Annotated in this window: 12 protein-coding genes; 4 read left to right on the top strand and 8 right to left on the bottom strand. The window is 64.4% G+C overall.

Annotation, left to right across the window (positions count from 1 at the left end; all coding sequences use genetic code 11):
- Window positions 1-13: 13 nt before the first annotated feature.
- A complete protein-coding gene (locus BFD71_RS09795; protein ID WP_176732853.1) occupies window positions 14-736 on the bottom strand; it encodes a PIG-L deacetylase family protein in 723 nt (240 codons plus the stop codon).
- Window positions 737-869: 133 nt separating this feature from the next.
- Window positions 870-1913: a flavodoxin family protein gene (locus BFD71_RS09790; RefSeq protein ID WP_370684266.1), complete on the bottom strand. Its 1044-nt coding sequence runs from the start codon at window positions 1911-1913 to the stop codon at window positions 870-872.
- A gap of 273 nt (window positions 1914-2186) precedes the next feature.
- On the opposite strand from BFD71_RS09790, the gene BFD71_RS09785 reads away from it, so the two are divergent.
- Window positions 2187-2804 carry an SAM-dependent methyltransferase gene (locus BFD71_RS09785; RefSeq protein WP_069263069.1) on the top strand — a complete coding sequence of 206 codons (618 nt, stop codon included), beginning with the start codon at window positions 2187-2189 and terminating at the stop codon, window positions 2802-2804.
- A gap of 14 nt (window positions 2805-2818) precedes the next feature.
- Here BFD71_RS09785 and BFD71_RS09780 read toward each other — a convergent pair whose 3' ends face one another.
- Entirely contained in the window at window positions 2819-3502 is a 684-nt protein-coding gene (locus BFD71_RS09780; RefSeq protein ID WP_069263068.1) for a glycosyltransferase, read from the bottom strand.
- 386 nt (window positions 3503-3888) lie between these two features.
- Here BFD71_RS09780 and BFD71_RS09775 point away from each other — a divergent pair, with 386 nt between their 5' ends.
- On the top strand, window positions 3889-5418 hold the full coding sequence (locus tag BFD71_RS09775; protein WP_176732852.1) for an FAD-dependent oxidoreductase: 1530 nt from the start codon (window positions 3889-3891) through the stop codon (window positions 5416-5418).
- Between the two features lie 126 nt (window positions 5419-5544).
- Here the strand turns inward: BFD71_RS09775 and BFD71_RS09770 are convergent, their stop codons facing one another.
- On the bottom strand, window positions 5545-5706 hold the full coding sequence (locus tag BFD71_RS09770; RefSeq protein ID WP_069263066.1) for a DUF1328 domain-containing protein: 162 nt from the start codon (window positions 5704-5706) through the stop codon (window positions 5545-5547).
- Window positions 5707-5863: 157 nt separating this feature from the next.
- Here BFD71_RS09770 and BFD71_RS09765 point away from each other — a divergent pair, with 157 nt between their 5' ends.
- The gene (locus BFD71_RS09765; RefSeq protein ID WP_069263065.1) at window positions 5864-6331 is read left to right on the top strand and encodes a PRC-barrel domain-containing protein; all 468 of its coding nucleotides are present in this window, start codon (window positions 5864-5866) and stop codon (window positions 6329-6331) included.
- A gap of 464 nt (window positions 6332-6795) precedes the next feature.
- On the top strand, window positions 6796-7401 hold the full coding sequence (locus BFD71_RS09760) for a hypothetical protein (RefSeq protein ID WP_069263064.1): 606 nt from the start codon (window positions 6796-6798) through the stop codon (window positions 7399-7401).
- A gap of 11 nt (window positions 7402-7412) precedes the next feature.
- Here the strand turns inward: BFD71_RS09760 and BFD71_RS09755 are convergent, their stop codons facing one another.
- The 4 genes from BFD71_RS09755 to BFD71_RS09740 all read right to left on the bottom strand — a co-directional run bounded on the left by BFD71_RS09755 (window position 7413) and on the right by BFD71_RS09740 (window position 14440).
- Window positions 7413-9752, bottom strand: a complete 2340-nt coding sequence (locus BFD71_RS09755; RefSeq protein ID WP_069263063.1) for a PAS domain S-box protein — start codon at window positions 9750-9752, stop codon at window positions 7413-7415.
- A gap of 334 nt (window positions 9753-10086) precedes the next feature.
- Complete coding sequence (locus tag BFD71_RS09750) at window positions 10087-10827, bottom strand: endonuclease/exonuclease/phosphatase family protein (RefSeq protein ID WP_069263062.1); 741 nt, start codon at window positions 10825-10827, stop codon at window positions 10087-10089.
- Complete coding sequence (locus BFD71_RS09745) at window positions 10824-12863, bottom strand: VTT domain-containing protein (protein WP_256094582.1); 2040 nt, start codon at window positions 12861-12863, stop codon at window positions 10824-10826. The genes BFD71_RS09750 and BFD71_RS09745 overlap by 4 nt, the downstream gene beginning before the upstream one ends.
- Before the next feature lie 338 nt (window positions 12864-13201).
- Complete coding sequence (locus tag BFD71_RS09740; RefSeq protein ID WP_141710618.1) at window positions 13202-14440, bottom strand: phosphatidylserine decarboxylase family protein; 1239 nt, start codon at window positions 14438-14440, stop codon at window positions 13202-13204.
- Between the last annotated feature and the right edge of the window lie 19 nt (window positions 14441-14459).

Genomic DNA, 14459 nt, shown 5'->3' with positions numbered 1-14459 from the left:
GGAGGCGCTGTGCCTACGTGGGCAATGCAGGCCGCTCCACCTGCCAGTAACGCTCGGGCCGCTCCACATCCGGCGGAAACGGCCCAAATGCACGCATCTGGCTCGGATACGCCCCTACTGCGCGCCGCTTGATCGCCGCGAGCCGCCGAGCCGGATACCGGCCGAACGCCTGCGCGCGCATCGGGCTCACCCGCAAGCGCTCTGCTTCGAGGCGCTGGAAGCCTGCATCGAGCACACCGGGCATTGCGCGGTAAATCGCGTCCTCATAGGCGATATATCGTTTAATGCGCTCCGTTTGCAGCAGCGAACGGCACGCGGCGCCCACGAGTTGATGATCGGAATGCCACAGGCCGAACGGGCACACGGGCAGCCAGGCGCCGAAACGCGCGAACTGCTCGGCCAACGCGTGCGCAACGTCCGCGACGTCGGGCGTCGCGCCGTACTGTCCATCCAGAAAATCCAGCCACAACGGCGTCGCGCCACACAGCGCAAGCGCGCGCTCGTCCTCCCGCTTGCGCGCGCGCACGGCTTCGTGCGCATCGGCAAAGCCGCTGGCTTCATCCCATTGCGTATGCATCGGCGTGGCGGGTTCGCCCGCGAACACCGTGCAAACGATCGAACCAGGGCACCTTGCGATGAGACCTGCGCAGCCGAGCACCGCGTCGTCCAGATGTGGCGAAACCACAATCAGCCGCGGCGCGCCGTCGCTCATGTCGTGAGGCAGAGCAATCGACATCGTTTCTCCTTTTGGGCTCCAGACGCCCAATGGCATGCACGTGATATGGCGCGGTGGTGCCCCGGATCGTATCGCTTGCAGCGCTTGCACGTAGCTTCTACAACTGCATATGGCTGTGCAATGCCGATCAGATTCATTTCGCACGCGGCGGCTCGATACCTTCGTCGGCGCGATGCAGCTTGCCCGCGCGGAGCGCGACCACCGCTTTTCCCACCGCGCGCGCCACGTTGGCCACCTCCTGCTGGAAGCGCACGTCGGCGTCGAGTGCGTCATGTGAGCTCGCGTAGGGTTCGTAGTAGCCCACCATGCGATCGATGCGCGCCGACGCGCCCGCGTCGACCCATCCCATCCAGTCGAGCCAGTCGGCAAGCGCGCGGCGCGTGTCCTCGATGCCTGCCACATCGCCATGCACGATCGCGCCGTACGCTCGTCCCGCAAGATGCCTGGGATAATGCCAGCCCGCCAGTTCAAGCGCTTTCGCTTCGTCCGGATGCTTGCCGTGAGTCGAGGAAGGATCGGGATTGCCGCCGTCCGCGCATACGAGCCGGTCCATCATCAGCTTGAGCGGGCTACTCACCTGATACCAGTACACCGGCGTCACGAAAATCGCGCCGTGGCAGGCCGCGAAGCGCTCGTAAATCTCCGCCATCCAGTCGTTGACCTGACCGAGCGAATGGTTCGGATAGCAGCTGCACGGCCAGTGGCATAGCGGCATTGCCGTGGAAACACAGCCCTTGCACGGATAAATGTGAAGGTCGGGTTCGGCAGCGAGGCGCGAGAGGTCGAGCATGTCGGCTTCGATGCCGGCCTGCGTCAGTTCATGCTCGCAGAGCTGCGCGAGCCGAAAACTCTTCGACATCTCTCCCGGGCACGTATAGTCATTGCGCGACGACGCATTCACCACGATCACGCGGGAGCGCGTGCCGCTCTCCCGCTGGCGCCGCTGCGCGGCTTCAAGGCGCTGGTGCGTGAGGCGCCATTCGGTGGAGAGGTCATAGTCGGGGTCGGCGTAACCCTCTCCCGCCTTCGCGGTCAGCGGCGCCTTGCGTCCTTCGCTATAGGCATCCCAGGCAATCGTTTCGAGGCGCGCGAGTGCGGCGTCTTCGGCACGAAACGCGGGATCGTGATAGCGGGCCATAAAACGCGCCCGAAACGCTTCGCGCGACAGACCTTGCATCATCTGTCCTTTTCGCACCCGCGGCGTGCGTACTTCCGCCGGCTTCTGTTTCATGATGGATCCCTTGTCGATACGGCTTGTCGAACGCCTCTCCCGCGCAATTGGCGTTCCGGCTCGGCCCGTTGCCATGGCGCGCCGACGCGGGCGCGCGGGTTGCGGAACGGTGTTTGCGTGCACACCTGGGCGCCGCCGCTGTGCCGCGACCGCCGGCGCGGTCCTCGGGTCCGGCGAAGACTGGCGGCAGCGCTAAAACCCGCGATCGCAAGGATAACGATGGACCGTCCCCCCACATCGCTCGCCAGCTATTTCGACAGCAAGTTCGCCGCGAACCCCGATCCATGGCACTACCGCGACAGCTGGTACGAGGCGCGCAAGCGCGCGCTGCTGCTCGCGTCGCTGCCGCGCGAGCGTTATCGCATGGCCTTCGAGCCGGCTTGCGCAATCGGAGCCTTGTCCGCCGACCTGGCGCGGCGTTGCGAGCATCTGGTCTGCGCGGACTTCTCGCCTCGCGCCGTCGCGGCGGCACAAGAGCGCCTTGCCGCGTTCGCGAACGTGGACGTGCACGCGCTCGCCATGCCGCGCGACTGGCCCGCCGGACAGTTCGACTTGATCGTGATGAGCGAATTCGCGTACTACCTGAACGCAAGCGACTGCACTTCGCTCGCCACGCTAGCCGCCTCCTCGCTCGCCGCCGATGGCACGCTGGCATGCTGCCACTGGCGTCACGGCGGCGAGACGTGGATGCTGCAAAGCGCCCAGGTGCATGGCATCTTCGCGCAGGCGGCGGCAAACGCCGCGCTGCATGCCGTCGTTCAGATCGAAGACACGGATTTCCTGCTCGATGTCTGGAGCCGCGATCGGCTCAGTGTCGCGCGCCGCGAACGCGCGTGAAGACACGCTGAGACTCAAGGCGCAACCGACTGCTCGCTATCGTCCACGCCGTCCGCCCACGCGGCGAGCGTGTCGCCGAAGCCGCCGCGCGTACGCGCGTCGCGCCGCCCGCTGGTCACCACGCGCGGCGCCGCGCTCCACGCGAGCGTGGCGCCTGTCGCGATCAGCAGATCGACCAGCGCGACGTCTTCGCTGCAGGCAAGCGGTGGAAAACCGCCAGCGCGCAAATACGCGTGCGCCGCGACGCCCAGGTTTGCGCCATGAATGTGGCGATGCCCGTCCGCGTCGCGGTAGCGCCGCTCCCAGGTCGCGCGGGCGCAAGGCGCCAGCGCGCTCCAGTCGTCCACGCTCACGGGCCCGCACACGGCGTCCGCGGCAAGCGCGAGCTGCGCGGCAAGCCAGTCGGGCGCCACGTGACTGTCCGCGTCGGTGAAGGCCAGCCAGCGCGCGCCGCAGGCGAGCAAGGCCTCAGCACCGGCAGCGCGGGCGACGCCAACGTTGCGCGCTTCTATGCATAGGGCCTCGAACCCGAAGTCCGAGACGATCTCAGCCGATGCGTCCGTGCAGGCGTCGAGCACCACGAGCGGCCGAACCGCTTCGCCTCGCAGCGAAGGATGCGTCGCGGCGCACCGCACCGAGGCAAGACACGCGGCGATCAGGCCCGCTTCGTTGTGCGCAGGAATAATGACCCCGATCATTCGAACTCCATGGTATTGGCGTGACATTGCGTCATGCCACCCGAAGTTCCATCGTGGCGTACGCAGCAAAGGCCAGACTGCATGCGCACGCATTTCGCGCTCGAGCGGCGCAGTCTCATCCCCTGCAGCGCACGCCGGATGCCTGCGCCGACCGCCCCTATACCGGCGCCTGCGCGGCCTTCGACACCCGGGGTCGCAATGTCGACGCGTACGTACCGTTCTCGTCCACTCCTTCGCCGATGCCTCAGTCGAACCTTTTGGCAGCGTTGCGCCGGCGCCGCTCGCGCCTTGGCGCGGCATTGGCGCACGCGTCTCGCGGCACATCGATTGCGCTTGGGGTCCCACAGAAGAGACCGGAGCACGCTATGGCTGGATGGATCAAGGCAATGGATGTGGCAGCAGTGCCCCCGACGGCCATGCGGCGCATCGAGCTGGAAGGGGTCGCCGTGCTGCTCGTGAACGCGGGCGATCGCATCCGCGCATTCAGCGCGGACTGCCCGCATGCGGGCGCGCCACTCGAACAGGGCGCGCTTTGCGCAGGCCGCATCGTGTGCCCATGGCACAAGGGCGTGTTCTCGATCGAAAGCGGCGCGTGTCTCGAACCGCCTGCGCTGGAGGGGCTGACGTCGTACCCGGTGCGTATCGAAGGGGACGCCGTCCTCGTCGAACTCACGCCACTGCGTGCCGCCGCGCCTCGCACGCCCTCCGCGCACGCCAGGTCCGCCCGTCGTTTCGCGGTGATCGGCGGCGGTGCGGCGGGCGCAGCGGCCGTCGCCACGCTGCTGGAAAGCGAATTCGCGGGCGAGGTGACGATATTCGCCGCCGAGCCGCAAGTGCCCTACGACCGTACCTGTCTCAGCAAATTCGTGCCCGCCGGCGAGATGACGCCCGACGAGGTCCCGCCGATCCTGCCCGAAAGCGTGGCCCACGACAAGCGCTTGCGCGTCGACCACAGAGCGGTCAAACACTGCGACGTCCAGACAAGACACGTCACACTAGCCGATGGCGACATGCATACCTTCGACGCCGTGCTCATCGCAAGCGGCTCGGTGGCAAAACGACCCGATATACCGGGCGCCGAACTTGGCAACCTGTTCACGCTGCGCAACCTGGCAGACGCCACAGCCATACTCCACGCGCTCGCGCCAACCGAGCGCGCCGTGGTGCTGGGTGACAGCTTCATCGGCCTGGAAACGGCCTCGGCATTGCGCAGACGCGGCGTCGAAGTCACCATCGTCTCCCCCGCAGGTGTGCCGCTGCAACGCGTGCTTGGCGAGCGTATCGGCGGGATGTTCCGCGACTGGCACGAATCCCACGGCGTGGTGTTTCGGCGCGCGAAGGCGCTGCGCTTCAGCGGCGCGCTCGAGGTCGAAGCGGTCGAACTCGACGACGGCAGCGCGCTGCGCGCGAAGGCCGTGATCGTCGGCATTGGCGTGCGACCGGCTACGCACTTTGTCAGCGGCGCCGAGATCGGCGAGGACGGCGGACTCGATGTGGATGCGACGATGCGGGTCTGCGGCGAAACCTACGCGGCGGGAGATATCGCGCGATTCACGCTCAGCAGCGCGTTGGAAACGCCGCAGCGCACACGCATCGAACATTGGCGCGTTGCACAGCAACAAGGGCGCATCGCGGCGCTCAACATGCTGGGCCAGACGGCAAGCTACGACGGCGTGCCGTTCTTCTGGACCCAGCACTACGACAAGCGCGTCGACTACCTGGGACATGCCGGACATTGGGACGATCTGGTGATTGCCGGCCGCGCCGGGGACGATCGCTTTGGAGTCCTCTACGCTGAGTCGGGCCGCCTTGTGGCCGCACTCGCCTGCGGCTACGATCGCGAGATGGCGCTCATGAGCGAGCGCATGCGCAGGCCCCTACCCGTCGACGCAGCGCGCGGAATTCTGGGCTTTTGATCAGGCGAGCTGCACATCGGCCATAAGCGCCGCGCCATCGTCTTTGCCGGACCCCGTTTCGTAACTTTCTCTGCGTGCCGGAAGAACAGAATGCGATGCGGACCCATGACTCGAGGCGCTGATTCTTTAACGCCTGGTAAGTCCGAACAGCAAGCTCGCCAAAAAGAGGATCACGAAAATGACGAACAGAATTTTGGCGATACTCGCCGCGCCTGCGGCGATCCCACCAAACCCGAAGACAGCTGCGATGATGGCTATCACGAAAAAAACGATCGCGTAGTAAAGCATTGCCCGCTCCTTGAAGTATGCCAACGAGAGCGCACCCTCTGTGCCTGGGCGCGCACCGCGAGGAACTGGCTGTCAAACGGAGTGTTTGCGTGAAATGGGATTGCGCGGCATGCGGGATGCTGTTCAGTGATCGCCTCTAACCACCCTGGAGCACGAAATGACTACCTCTGATCCCCTCTCGCCCAACGCTGGCGCCAAGATCACCGGAGGCGGTATCGGCGATGGGCCGGGCCCTGAAGTCATGGCCGCCGCCACGCTCGACGGCAACAAGGTTTATTCGTCCGACGGCGAACACGTGGGCAAGATCTCCGACATCATGCTTGATGTGCGAAGCGCCCGCGTTGCTTACGCCGTGCTGTCCGAAGGCGGATTTCTCGGTATGGGAACCACCCTTCACGCGATCCCGTGGAGCGCGCTGACGCTGGACACTGCCGAAAAATGTTTCCGCGTCGACCAGACGGCCCAGCGCATCAAGGACGACCCCGGCTTCGACAAGGATCACTGGCCTTCGATGGCCGACGTTTCGTGGGGTACGCAATTGCATGACTACTACAACCGACGCCCGTACTGGAGCGCGAGCGGATCGCCTGTCGCGCGCAGTGGATCGGAGGACCCACTGCTCTGAGAGCCAGCGGCGGAGGTTTGGCAGTCATGCCTCCCTACGGCTATGAATGTCCGCGCTGTGGCCTCTTCGAGGCCCGGCGCGCGATCGCCCAGCGAGACCACGAACGCGCTTGCACGGCTTCATGAGAACGCTATGCAGCGACGGCAGCGCCGGGCGGCTGCATGCCATTCTCCCAATGATGGTCTGACTATTCGCGATGAGCCATCCTGTTAACCATACCCAACCTCACTATCTCCACGGTTCGCATCGCGATGCATGCTCTATTGTGGCCGGAGCCCCATATTTTCTTTTAATTCGTTTCCCATCGAATTCAGAATTAATATTTGTGCTCCGGGCCTGAAGGCTTGGCTTCGAATTCGCAAGGTCCGGAAAAGCTTCCGGAATAAATGCCAATTTCTCACGACTGATCGTCTGAAGGCGTGGCGCCCCTATGTCCTTCCTTATGTATCTCACGTGAAATCTCCATGCTGAAGCCCGACGACGCGCTCGCATTCGGTACTGCGGTGGCCGAGCTGAAAAGAGCGACGCAGGACCTGGAACGCCTTGAGCACGATCCAGCGACGTCCCCCGCTGGGCTTGCGAGGGCGCAGGATCGCTATTATCTGTCTCGACTGGAGTGGCTGCGCAGCGAGTGCCAGCTGCGCAGGTCAGCCGCCCATGGCGTACCGAAACCAGCGCCGGTATCCGGACCGATTGTGATTGTTGGGCACGACAAGTGGGTCCGGGATTCGTTAGCCGTTTTGCTCGACGTGAAGGGTTACGGGCGGGGTTACGGGCGCTCGAAGGCGCGTGCCTTCGATACCTGGCACGAAGTCTGGCTCGAACCATCGCAACTGATCGTCGTCGATGTCTCGCTGTTTTCTCGCGGCGCCTCCACGTTGCTGATAGAGGGCTTTGATACCTGCATCGAAAGACCACCTATCATCGCACTGGTGTGGCCGCAGGACGCGCCGGCTTTCACCGGCAAGGTCGACGAGATCATCCACAAACCACTGGCGCTCAATGAGCTGCTAAACGCGATCGACAGGATCGGCGACTGCCATGTCGAGCGCATCACAGACGACCACTGACCGCGTGCCGATCATGCTCCCGTACGGGCCGACTCAATGAGATCGCGCAACTGCTCTGCCGAAAACGGTTTGCGCACGGAGGCGAACTCAAAGCCCACATCGTGGGCGGGCGGCGCCTCGGTGCCCGAAGCAAAGATGACTTTCAGTGTCGGCACCCGCTGAAGTGCAATCCGGGCGAGTTCGATGCCCGACCCGTCGGGCAGCGCGATATCAGTGACAAGGATCTGCACACTTTCACTCACCTCGCGCAGGGCGCACTCCAGATTGCCGGCCTCCCGGACTGCGTAGCCCATCTGCGACAGTAGTTCGCTCACTGCTTCGCGGGAAGCAGCGTCATCGTCGACTACAAGTATGGAAACTTGCGGCGCGCCCGCGTTGGGTGCACTTCGCGCAGCGGGACGAACCGAACCGGGCCGATGTGCCAGCATGCGCCGTATTTTCCTTGCCAGCTGTTCACGGCTGTACGGCTTGCTGAGCAGATGCACCCCCGGGTCAAGCCGTCCTCCATGGACGATGGCGTTCTGTGTGTAGCCCGAAGTAAAGAGCACCTTCAGGCCCGACAAGACACGCACCGCCATTTTTGCCATTTCGGTGCTGCGCATCGGCCCCGGCATCACCACGTCGGAAAACAGCAGATCAATCCTGGCGCCGCTCCGGATGATCACCATCGCGCCTTGTGCGTCATCCGCCTTCAGCACGACGTAACCAAGTTCGGTGAGCATCTCGATCACGGTGGACTGAACACGCTTGTCGTCTTCGACCACGAGAATGGTTTCTGAGCCGCCCGGAACTCGTGGCATCGGTAAAGGCTCCGGCTCGACAACCTCTTCCGTCGATCGCGGCAGGTAGATCTTGACCGTGGTCCCGTGTTCGACTTCGCTGTAGATCCGCATGTGGCCTCTACTCTGCTTGACGAAGCCGTAGGCCATGCTCAATCCCAGTCCCGTCCCTTCCCCTTCGGCCTTGGTGCTGAAATACGGTTCGAACGCATGCTCCATCACTTCCGGCGGCATGCCCGTGCCTGTGTCCGTAATCGCAAGCAGCACATACTGCCCCTCGGCGACATCGTCAGGAAGCGCGTGATAGTGGCTGTCGAGCGTTGTGTTCGACAACTCAAGCGTCAGCCGACCGCCCCGGGGCATCGCGTCGCGGCTGTTGATGGCGAGATTCAGCACGACATTCTCCAGGTGATTGGGGTCGACGAGCGTGTTCCAGAGACCACCCGAGACCACCGTTTCCACCTGAATCATTTCGCCGAGCGCCCGACGCAGCATGTCGTTCATATTCCTGAGCATGACCGCAAGGTTGACCACTGCGGGCTGCAATGCTTGCCGCCGACCGAAGGCGAGCAGTTGTGAAGCGAGGGTTGCGCCTTGCTCGGTCGCCTCGATTGCCTTTTCGAGGCGCTCGCGGGACCAGGAATCGCGGTGGCGGCGCTCCAGCAGCTCGAGATTGCCACGCAGCACCTGAAGGACGTTGTTGAAGTCGTGCGCGACTCCGCCGGTCAGCTTGCCGATGGCTTCCATTTTCTGCGACTGCAGCAATGCGGCCCGCGCCTTCTCCAGCTGTTCCTGGGCAACCTTGCGCTCGGTCACGTCGCGCGTGATCTTGGCGAAGCCAACGAGTTCGCCGTGCTCATCCCGAATCGCATCAATGATGGCGTTGGCCCAGAAACGACTTCCGTCTTTCCTGACGCGCCATCCTTCCGCTTCGAAGCGGCCCTCACGCGCAGCGATCTCCAGACCGCGTTCGGGTAGCCCCTTCGCAGCGTCTTCGGGCGTATAGAACCACCGCAGGTGAGTCCCGACGATTTCGTCCGCCTCGTAGCCCTTGATTCTGGCAGCGCCGACGTTCCAGTTCGTGACAATGCCCTCTGGCGAGAGCATGAAGAGCGCGTAGTCGGTAACGCCCTGGACGAGCAGCCTGAAATTGCGCTCGCTTTCGAGCACTGCTTCGTGGGCAAGCCGCTTGTCCGTGACATCCCGGACGATGTTTGCGAACCCGCTCAAATTTCCGTCCGGTGCCGAAAGCGGTATAACCAGGACGTTCGCCCAAAAACGTGAGCCGTCCTTGCGCAAGCGCCACGCCTCGGCCTCGCAGTGCCCGTGCTCACGGGCAGACTGCAGCATCGCCTCCGGCACGCCGGCTTGCCTGTCCTCGGCGGCGTGGAAAACGGAGAAGTGCTTGCCGATTATCTCCGCGGCATCGTAACCGCTGATGCGCGCCGCGCCTGGGTTCCAGGTGGCGACGATTCCCGCATCCGTCAGACGGAAGATCCCGTACTCGGAGACGCGAGCGATCAGCGCCATTTCCCAGGCCATCGCTGGGTCGGTGGATGGAGACTGGGACATGCGCTGCTCCATTATCGCGACTCGCTGCGCGACTCCCGGCGCTTCCCGCAAACCGCGGCGTCGAAAACGGCGTCAACAATGACTTTCAGCATTGGCCCTCCCGATGGAATCCTGAACAGCACACCCCAGAGTGGACGTAGAGAGCAATTTCTGAGCCTTGGGTGAATTCGTCCCGAGCCCGACATTGGAACAAGCCGTATTTCCGTGAACGAGTCCATCCGCGGCGGGCATACGGACAGTGGCGATATCCTTCACACAAATAATCTGCCAGTTTGGAGGGATGCCTCGGCGCCTGTTATGTCGCTTTCCCACGCATTTGGCTGAGATAGCTCACCTATCGCGCCCCTGCCGAGATGTGTGCGACGACCGGCAGATGATCCGAGGCCACCGGTGCCTCGCCGTGGCTCCAGGCCTGCACGCTCGCCAGGCGCGACGCTGGATGCATCCACACGCGATCGAGCGCGAGCATGGGCCAGCGCGAGGGAAATGTGGCTGGAGCCGGCGCTGCCCGGAAATGCCCGGCCAGCATGCGCAATGCGCGGCCCCATAGCAACCACTCGTTGATGTCGCCCGCAAGTATGACGGGAAGCCCCGGCCGGTCGAATGCTGTCAGCAACTGGGCAATCTGTGCGCGCCGCTCACGCGGCCGCAAACCGAGATGCGTCGCGACCACACGCAGCGCCTCGCCGTTGCACAGGAGGTCGACGTCGAGTGCGCCGCGTGGCTCGCGCCCGCCAAAGGAGAGGTCGAGCGTGCGCGCCTCGGTCACAGGCCACCGTGTGAGCACCGCGTTGCCAAACCGGCGCTGAGGCGTATCAAGCGTCGGGCCCGCTACGGCCCGGCGGTTCGTGGCGCGGGCGAGTCCCGCCAAAACATCGGCGCTCGCCGCAGCCGCGCCGCCGAGTGGCACTTCCTGCAGCGCAACGATGTCGGCATCGATTTCGATAAGCACGCGCGCAATGCGCTCCGGTGCGCGCGCGCCGTCCGTTCCCACTGCGCCGTGAATGTTCCAGGTGACAAGCGTCAGCTCGCCGCCCCGCCCGCCTTGCACCTCCTTCACGAGACCGGCTGTCACTTCGGGCCGCCTTTCGCCGCAGCGTTTCCTTGCGATGCACGCGCTCCGAAAAAGCGCTGCAGCGCTGCGGACAGTGCCACCAGCACGGCACCGATTGCCACAAGCAATGCCACCGACCCGACTCCCGGATGGTGCACAGCGGCGGCAAGCTGTTGCGCGAAGGTGGCACCGAGGATAATGCCAGGCCCCATGCCAATGAGCGTGCCCAGCAGATAGTCGCGCAGTCCGATGTGCGAAGCGCCCGCCGCCAGATTGACGAGCACGAAAGGGGCCAACGGGAGAATGCGCAGCACGACCACCGCGGCCACGCCTTGTTTGCCAAGCCGCGCCGAAAGCAGGTTCAGGCACGAACCGGCGTGCCGCCGCACCGCGTCGCGGCCAGCCCATCGGCCGATCGAATAGGTGATCAGTGCGGCGAGCAGCGATCCAGCCAACGCATAGAGACTACCCGCGAACGCGCCGAACAGCACCCCCGCGCAGACGATCAGAACCGTGACAGGCACCGAAGCGACTGCCGCAAGTGCATAAGCGCCCACCACGAGCACGGGCCCGAAGCGCGCGGCCGCGAGCGCCCGGGCCGCGTTGCCGATACTGGCGAGGTTCGCATAGCGAGCGAGCCCTGTGTAGTGCCATGCCAGCGTCATCAAAACGGCAAAGAGCGCGCCCAGGCCGAGCAGCATGAGCCGTCCGGTAATCGAGCGTCCCCCGCGGCCGGGCACGAACTCGCGCACGACTTCGTCCGGCACGGCAGGTTGCTCCGGATCGACTACGGCGCTTTCGGGAACCCATTGGTCGAGCATCGCACTCACCTTCGGCTCGAGCACGTGCAGACCGCGCGCGCCGCCTGCAAAAGCACCGATCACGCGGTGGATGTCGCCCTCGAATCGCACGAAAGCGGCGTCGACCTGCGCGCGATCCACGCCCAGATGCTCCGCAAGCAGCGCATTGCGTATCGCCGCGATCGCGGCGCGCACACGTTGGTCGCCGGCGGCTTCCAGCACGACGTTGCATTCTGTATCGAGCACCATCGATCGATTGTTGAGGTTCGCACTCCCAACGATTAGCAGCGTATCGTCGACGATCATGAGCTTGCTGTGGACGTTTATGGATATGTCACCTGAGTCGCCGCTCCAAGGCGAGTACAGTCGTAGCCGCGCATACCGGTCCATATCACGCAGTCTACGATAGAGTCGCGCGCGCAGCGTGCCCATGGTCGCGGCTTGCAGCCAGCCGGTCTGTTCGCGCGGCATGACGGCGGCGACCGCGGGCGGATCGGGCTGCGAAAGCCGCTGCGCGAGTGCGTCGCCCACGGCACTCGCCGTAAAGTACTGATTCTCGATGTAGAGGGTTCGGCGCGCAGCGTCAATCGCGGCGCGATAGAGGGCGCCGATCTGCTGGACCCCTTCGCGGTGGTCATGGGGAGCGCACGTAAGCGCAATCCCCAGCTTCACGTCCTCGATATCGGGCGCGTAGCCCGGGGGCCAGGGATCGACGCTTGCAGATGGGGATGCCGGCGAGCGGACCGGCTCAGTCGCAGGCCACGGGGACACTTCCTGCGCGCGCGGGGCCCGCCGCGAGACCCTCTGCGCCATATGCCACCGCTCGTTCGCTATCGCCGCTACAGTGCGGGCGGCCTCGCCGTCGAACATGGCCTGTATGTCATGGGTCGGTCCATAGTACTGGCGCGGACCGTTGCTCCGGCGCGGCTCATATGGCGCGTGCGCGGACGAATCCCAACGTGAGCGGGCAAGATCAATGCCTCCTACGAAGGCCAGCCGGTCGTCCACGACCACCATCTTCTGGTGATGCGAGGCACCCGGTGGGTGATGGCTGTCCAGCCGCACGTCCATGCGCTTGCCGCTGCGCCAGCCCAGCTTGTATGCGGGCAACCATTCGCGCTCGAGCGCATACAGCATGGCAAAATCCCACGCCAGAATCCGAACGTGCAACAGAGGACGGCTGGCGACCACGGCGGCAAGAAAATCGCCGAGCGGCTCGGGGAATCCATCGCCCGCGCCCGCGGGCACAAGCGTCATGCGGCTGTCAATGTCCCAGCCGACAATGATCACGCTGCGGCGCGCCCGGACTATCGCTACACGTAGCGCCGCGAAATAGTCCGCCGCATCGATCAGCAGACGGAATCGCGCGGCATGACGAACGCATTCGCAGGTCTGGCCAGGCTGGAGCAAGTTTGGGGAACCGGCGCGCGGGTCGTCGAGCGCACCGCTTGTACGCCTCTTGATCTGCGGGTTCATGCGTGGACCGGCGCAATTCGCGGTCCCGAATCACTTAGCCTGCATACGACCGGATCAGACCACGGCGGGTCTCGGCGCAAGTGGCCCCGTGTAGATAACGGCTGCCACTGTGTTCCCGTTCAAGCGCCGCTGCGCGCGAAAGCCAACGCCGAATTGACGCGGAGTGGCGGCACGTCGTCATGCCACGGTGGTCGCGGCGCGAAGCGCTCGACGACGCCCGGCTGGAAAATCAGGCAGTAGGTGCTTCCCCCGTACTGAAACCACCCGAGCTCGTCGCCCTTTCCAAGCTCATCGCCTGGGCGTACGCATATCTGGCATGACGAAACCTCGGCCATGCCCACGAAGACGCACGCAACTTCCCCAATGACAGGGTTGTCGCTTTCGATGACGATCACTGCGCGAGCGGCAACGGCAGTGGTGTAGCCCTGGGAGTCGTTAAGTCCACTCGGGTCTTCGCCCTCCGCTTCGGCATCCGAATAGTAGGTGCCGTCGACGTTGTAGGCTTCGCGGACCCTGCCGTCGACAGGAGCGTGCCACCGATGGTAGTTGTACGCGCTCAGATAGCCCTGGTACACCGTGCCACCGACAAAGCGTCGGGCAAGCGCCTCGTCGCTCGACGTCAGTATCTCCTTGAGCGAATAGGGCTGCGACTTGATCCAGAAGCGGTCGATCAGCTGCACGCCCTCGCGCACGTCGAAGGGCGACGCTTCGCATGCGTTCACGATCACGGCAGGATCGTCCGGGCTCGCCACCGGCCGGGCGCCGGGACGCAGATGGCGCGTAAAGAAACCGTTCCACGAATCGAAGCCCCAATGCGCTCGCGTACGATCATGGACGAAGTCGTCCATCCCGAGCTTCTCCAACGCGGGAGGGCTGAACCAGCCCTTCGGCGCATCGTTGAGCCATACGCGTGACCGTGGGCCGCTGAGAAACGCGCACCACGTATTGAGGACGCGACGCAACTGCGCATTGAACGCCGGATCCCGGAAAACCGCATAGCCGGACGGCATGCACATTGGCCATTCAAGAACGGTATTGAGTGGCGTGGCCATCGGTGCATCGCTGTCGAATGGCGGGCTGTATGTCGTCAGATAGTCAATGATGGCGAGCAGCTCGTGGATATCCGAATACCCCAGCTGCTTACCCTGCTCAAGCGCCTCGCTTATCGCTCGCGCGAGGTTCATCCGTAGCACCGGATCGCCGTCAATGAGTTTTCCGAGATCCTGCACGACGCTGGACAGCGCTGCACGCGCTCGGGCCTGCCGCGCGATTTCCAGCCTGAACGCTGCGCTTTTTTGCTCCTCGCCTGGCATCCAGTTACCGAGGCGCCGGCGCACTGCTCCCGTTTCCATACTCATTGCCCTCCTCCACGCAATG

Source organism: Paraburkholderia nodosa (assembly GCF_001718195.1).
Taxonomy (GTDB): domain Bacteria; phylum Pseudomonadota; class Gammaproteobacteria; order Burkholderiales; family Burkholderiaceae; genus Paraburkholderia; species Paraburkholderia nodosa_A.
Note: the sequence above shows the minus strand (reverse complement) of the source record. Positions and strands in the feature narration are given on the sequence as shown.

Excerpts from the sequence above, each read along its gene's own strand:
- BFD71_RS09785 (WP_069263069.1), top strand. The coding sequence starts at position 2,187 with ATGGACCGTCCCCCCACATCGCTCGCCAGCTATTTCGACAGCAAGTTC.
- BFD71_RS09760 (WP_069263064.1), top strand. The coding sequence starts at position 6,796 with ATGCTGAAGCCCGACGACGCGCTCGCATTCGGTACTGCGGTGGCCGAG.
- BFD71_RS09765 (WP_069263065.1), top strand. The coding sequence starts at position 5,864 with ATGACTACCTCTGATCCCCTCTCGCCCAACGCTGGCGCCAAGATCACC.
- BFD71_RS09790 (WP_370684266.1), bottom strand. The coding sequence starts at position 1,913 with ATGCAAGGTCTGTCGCGCGAAGCGTTTCGGGCGCGTTTTATGGCCCGC.
- BFD71_RS09740 (WP_141710618.1), bottom strand. The coding sequence starts at position 14,440 with ATGAGTATGGAAACGGGAGCAGTGCGCCGGCGCCTCGGTAACTGGATG.
- BFD71_RS09755 (WP_069263063.1), bottom strand. The coding sequence starts at position 9,752 with ATGTCCCAGTCTCCATCCACCGACCCAGCGATGGCCTGGGAAATGGCG.
- BFD71_RS09795 (WP_176732853.1), bottom strand. The coding sequence starts at position 736 with ATGTCGATTGCTCTGCCTCACGACATGAGCGACGGCGCGCCGCGGCTG.
- BFD71_RS09770 (WP_069263066.1), bottom strand. The coding sequence starts at position 5,706 with ATGCTTTACTACGCGATCGTTTTTTTCGTGATAGCCATCATCGCAGCT.
- BFD71_RS09775 (WP_176732852.1), top strand. The coding sequence starts at position 3,889 with ATGGATGTGGCAGCAGTGCCCCCGACGGCCATGCGGCGCATCGAGCTG.
- BFD71_RS09780 (WP_069263068.1), bottom strand. The coding sequence starts at position 3,502 with ATGATCGGGGTCATTATTCCTGCGCACAACGAAGCGGGCCTGATCGCC.
- BFD71_RS09745 (WP_256094582.1), bottom strand. The coding sequence starts at position 12,863 with ATGACGCTTGTGCCCGCGGGCGCGGGCGATGGATTCCCCGAGCCGCTC.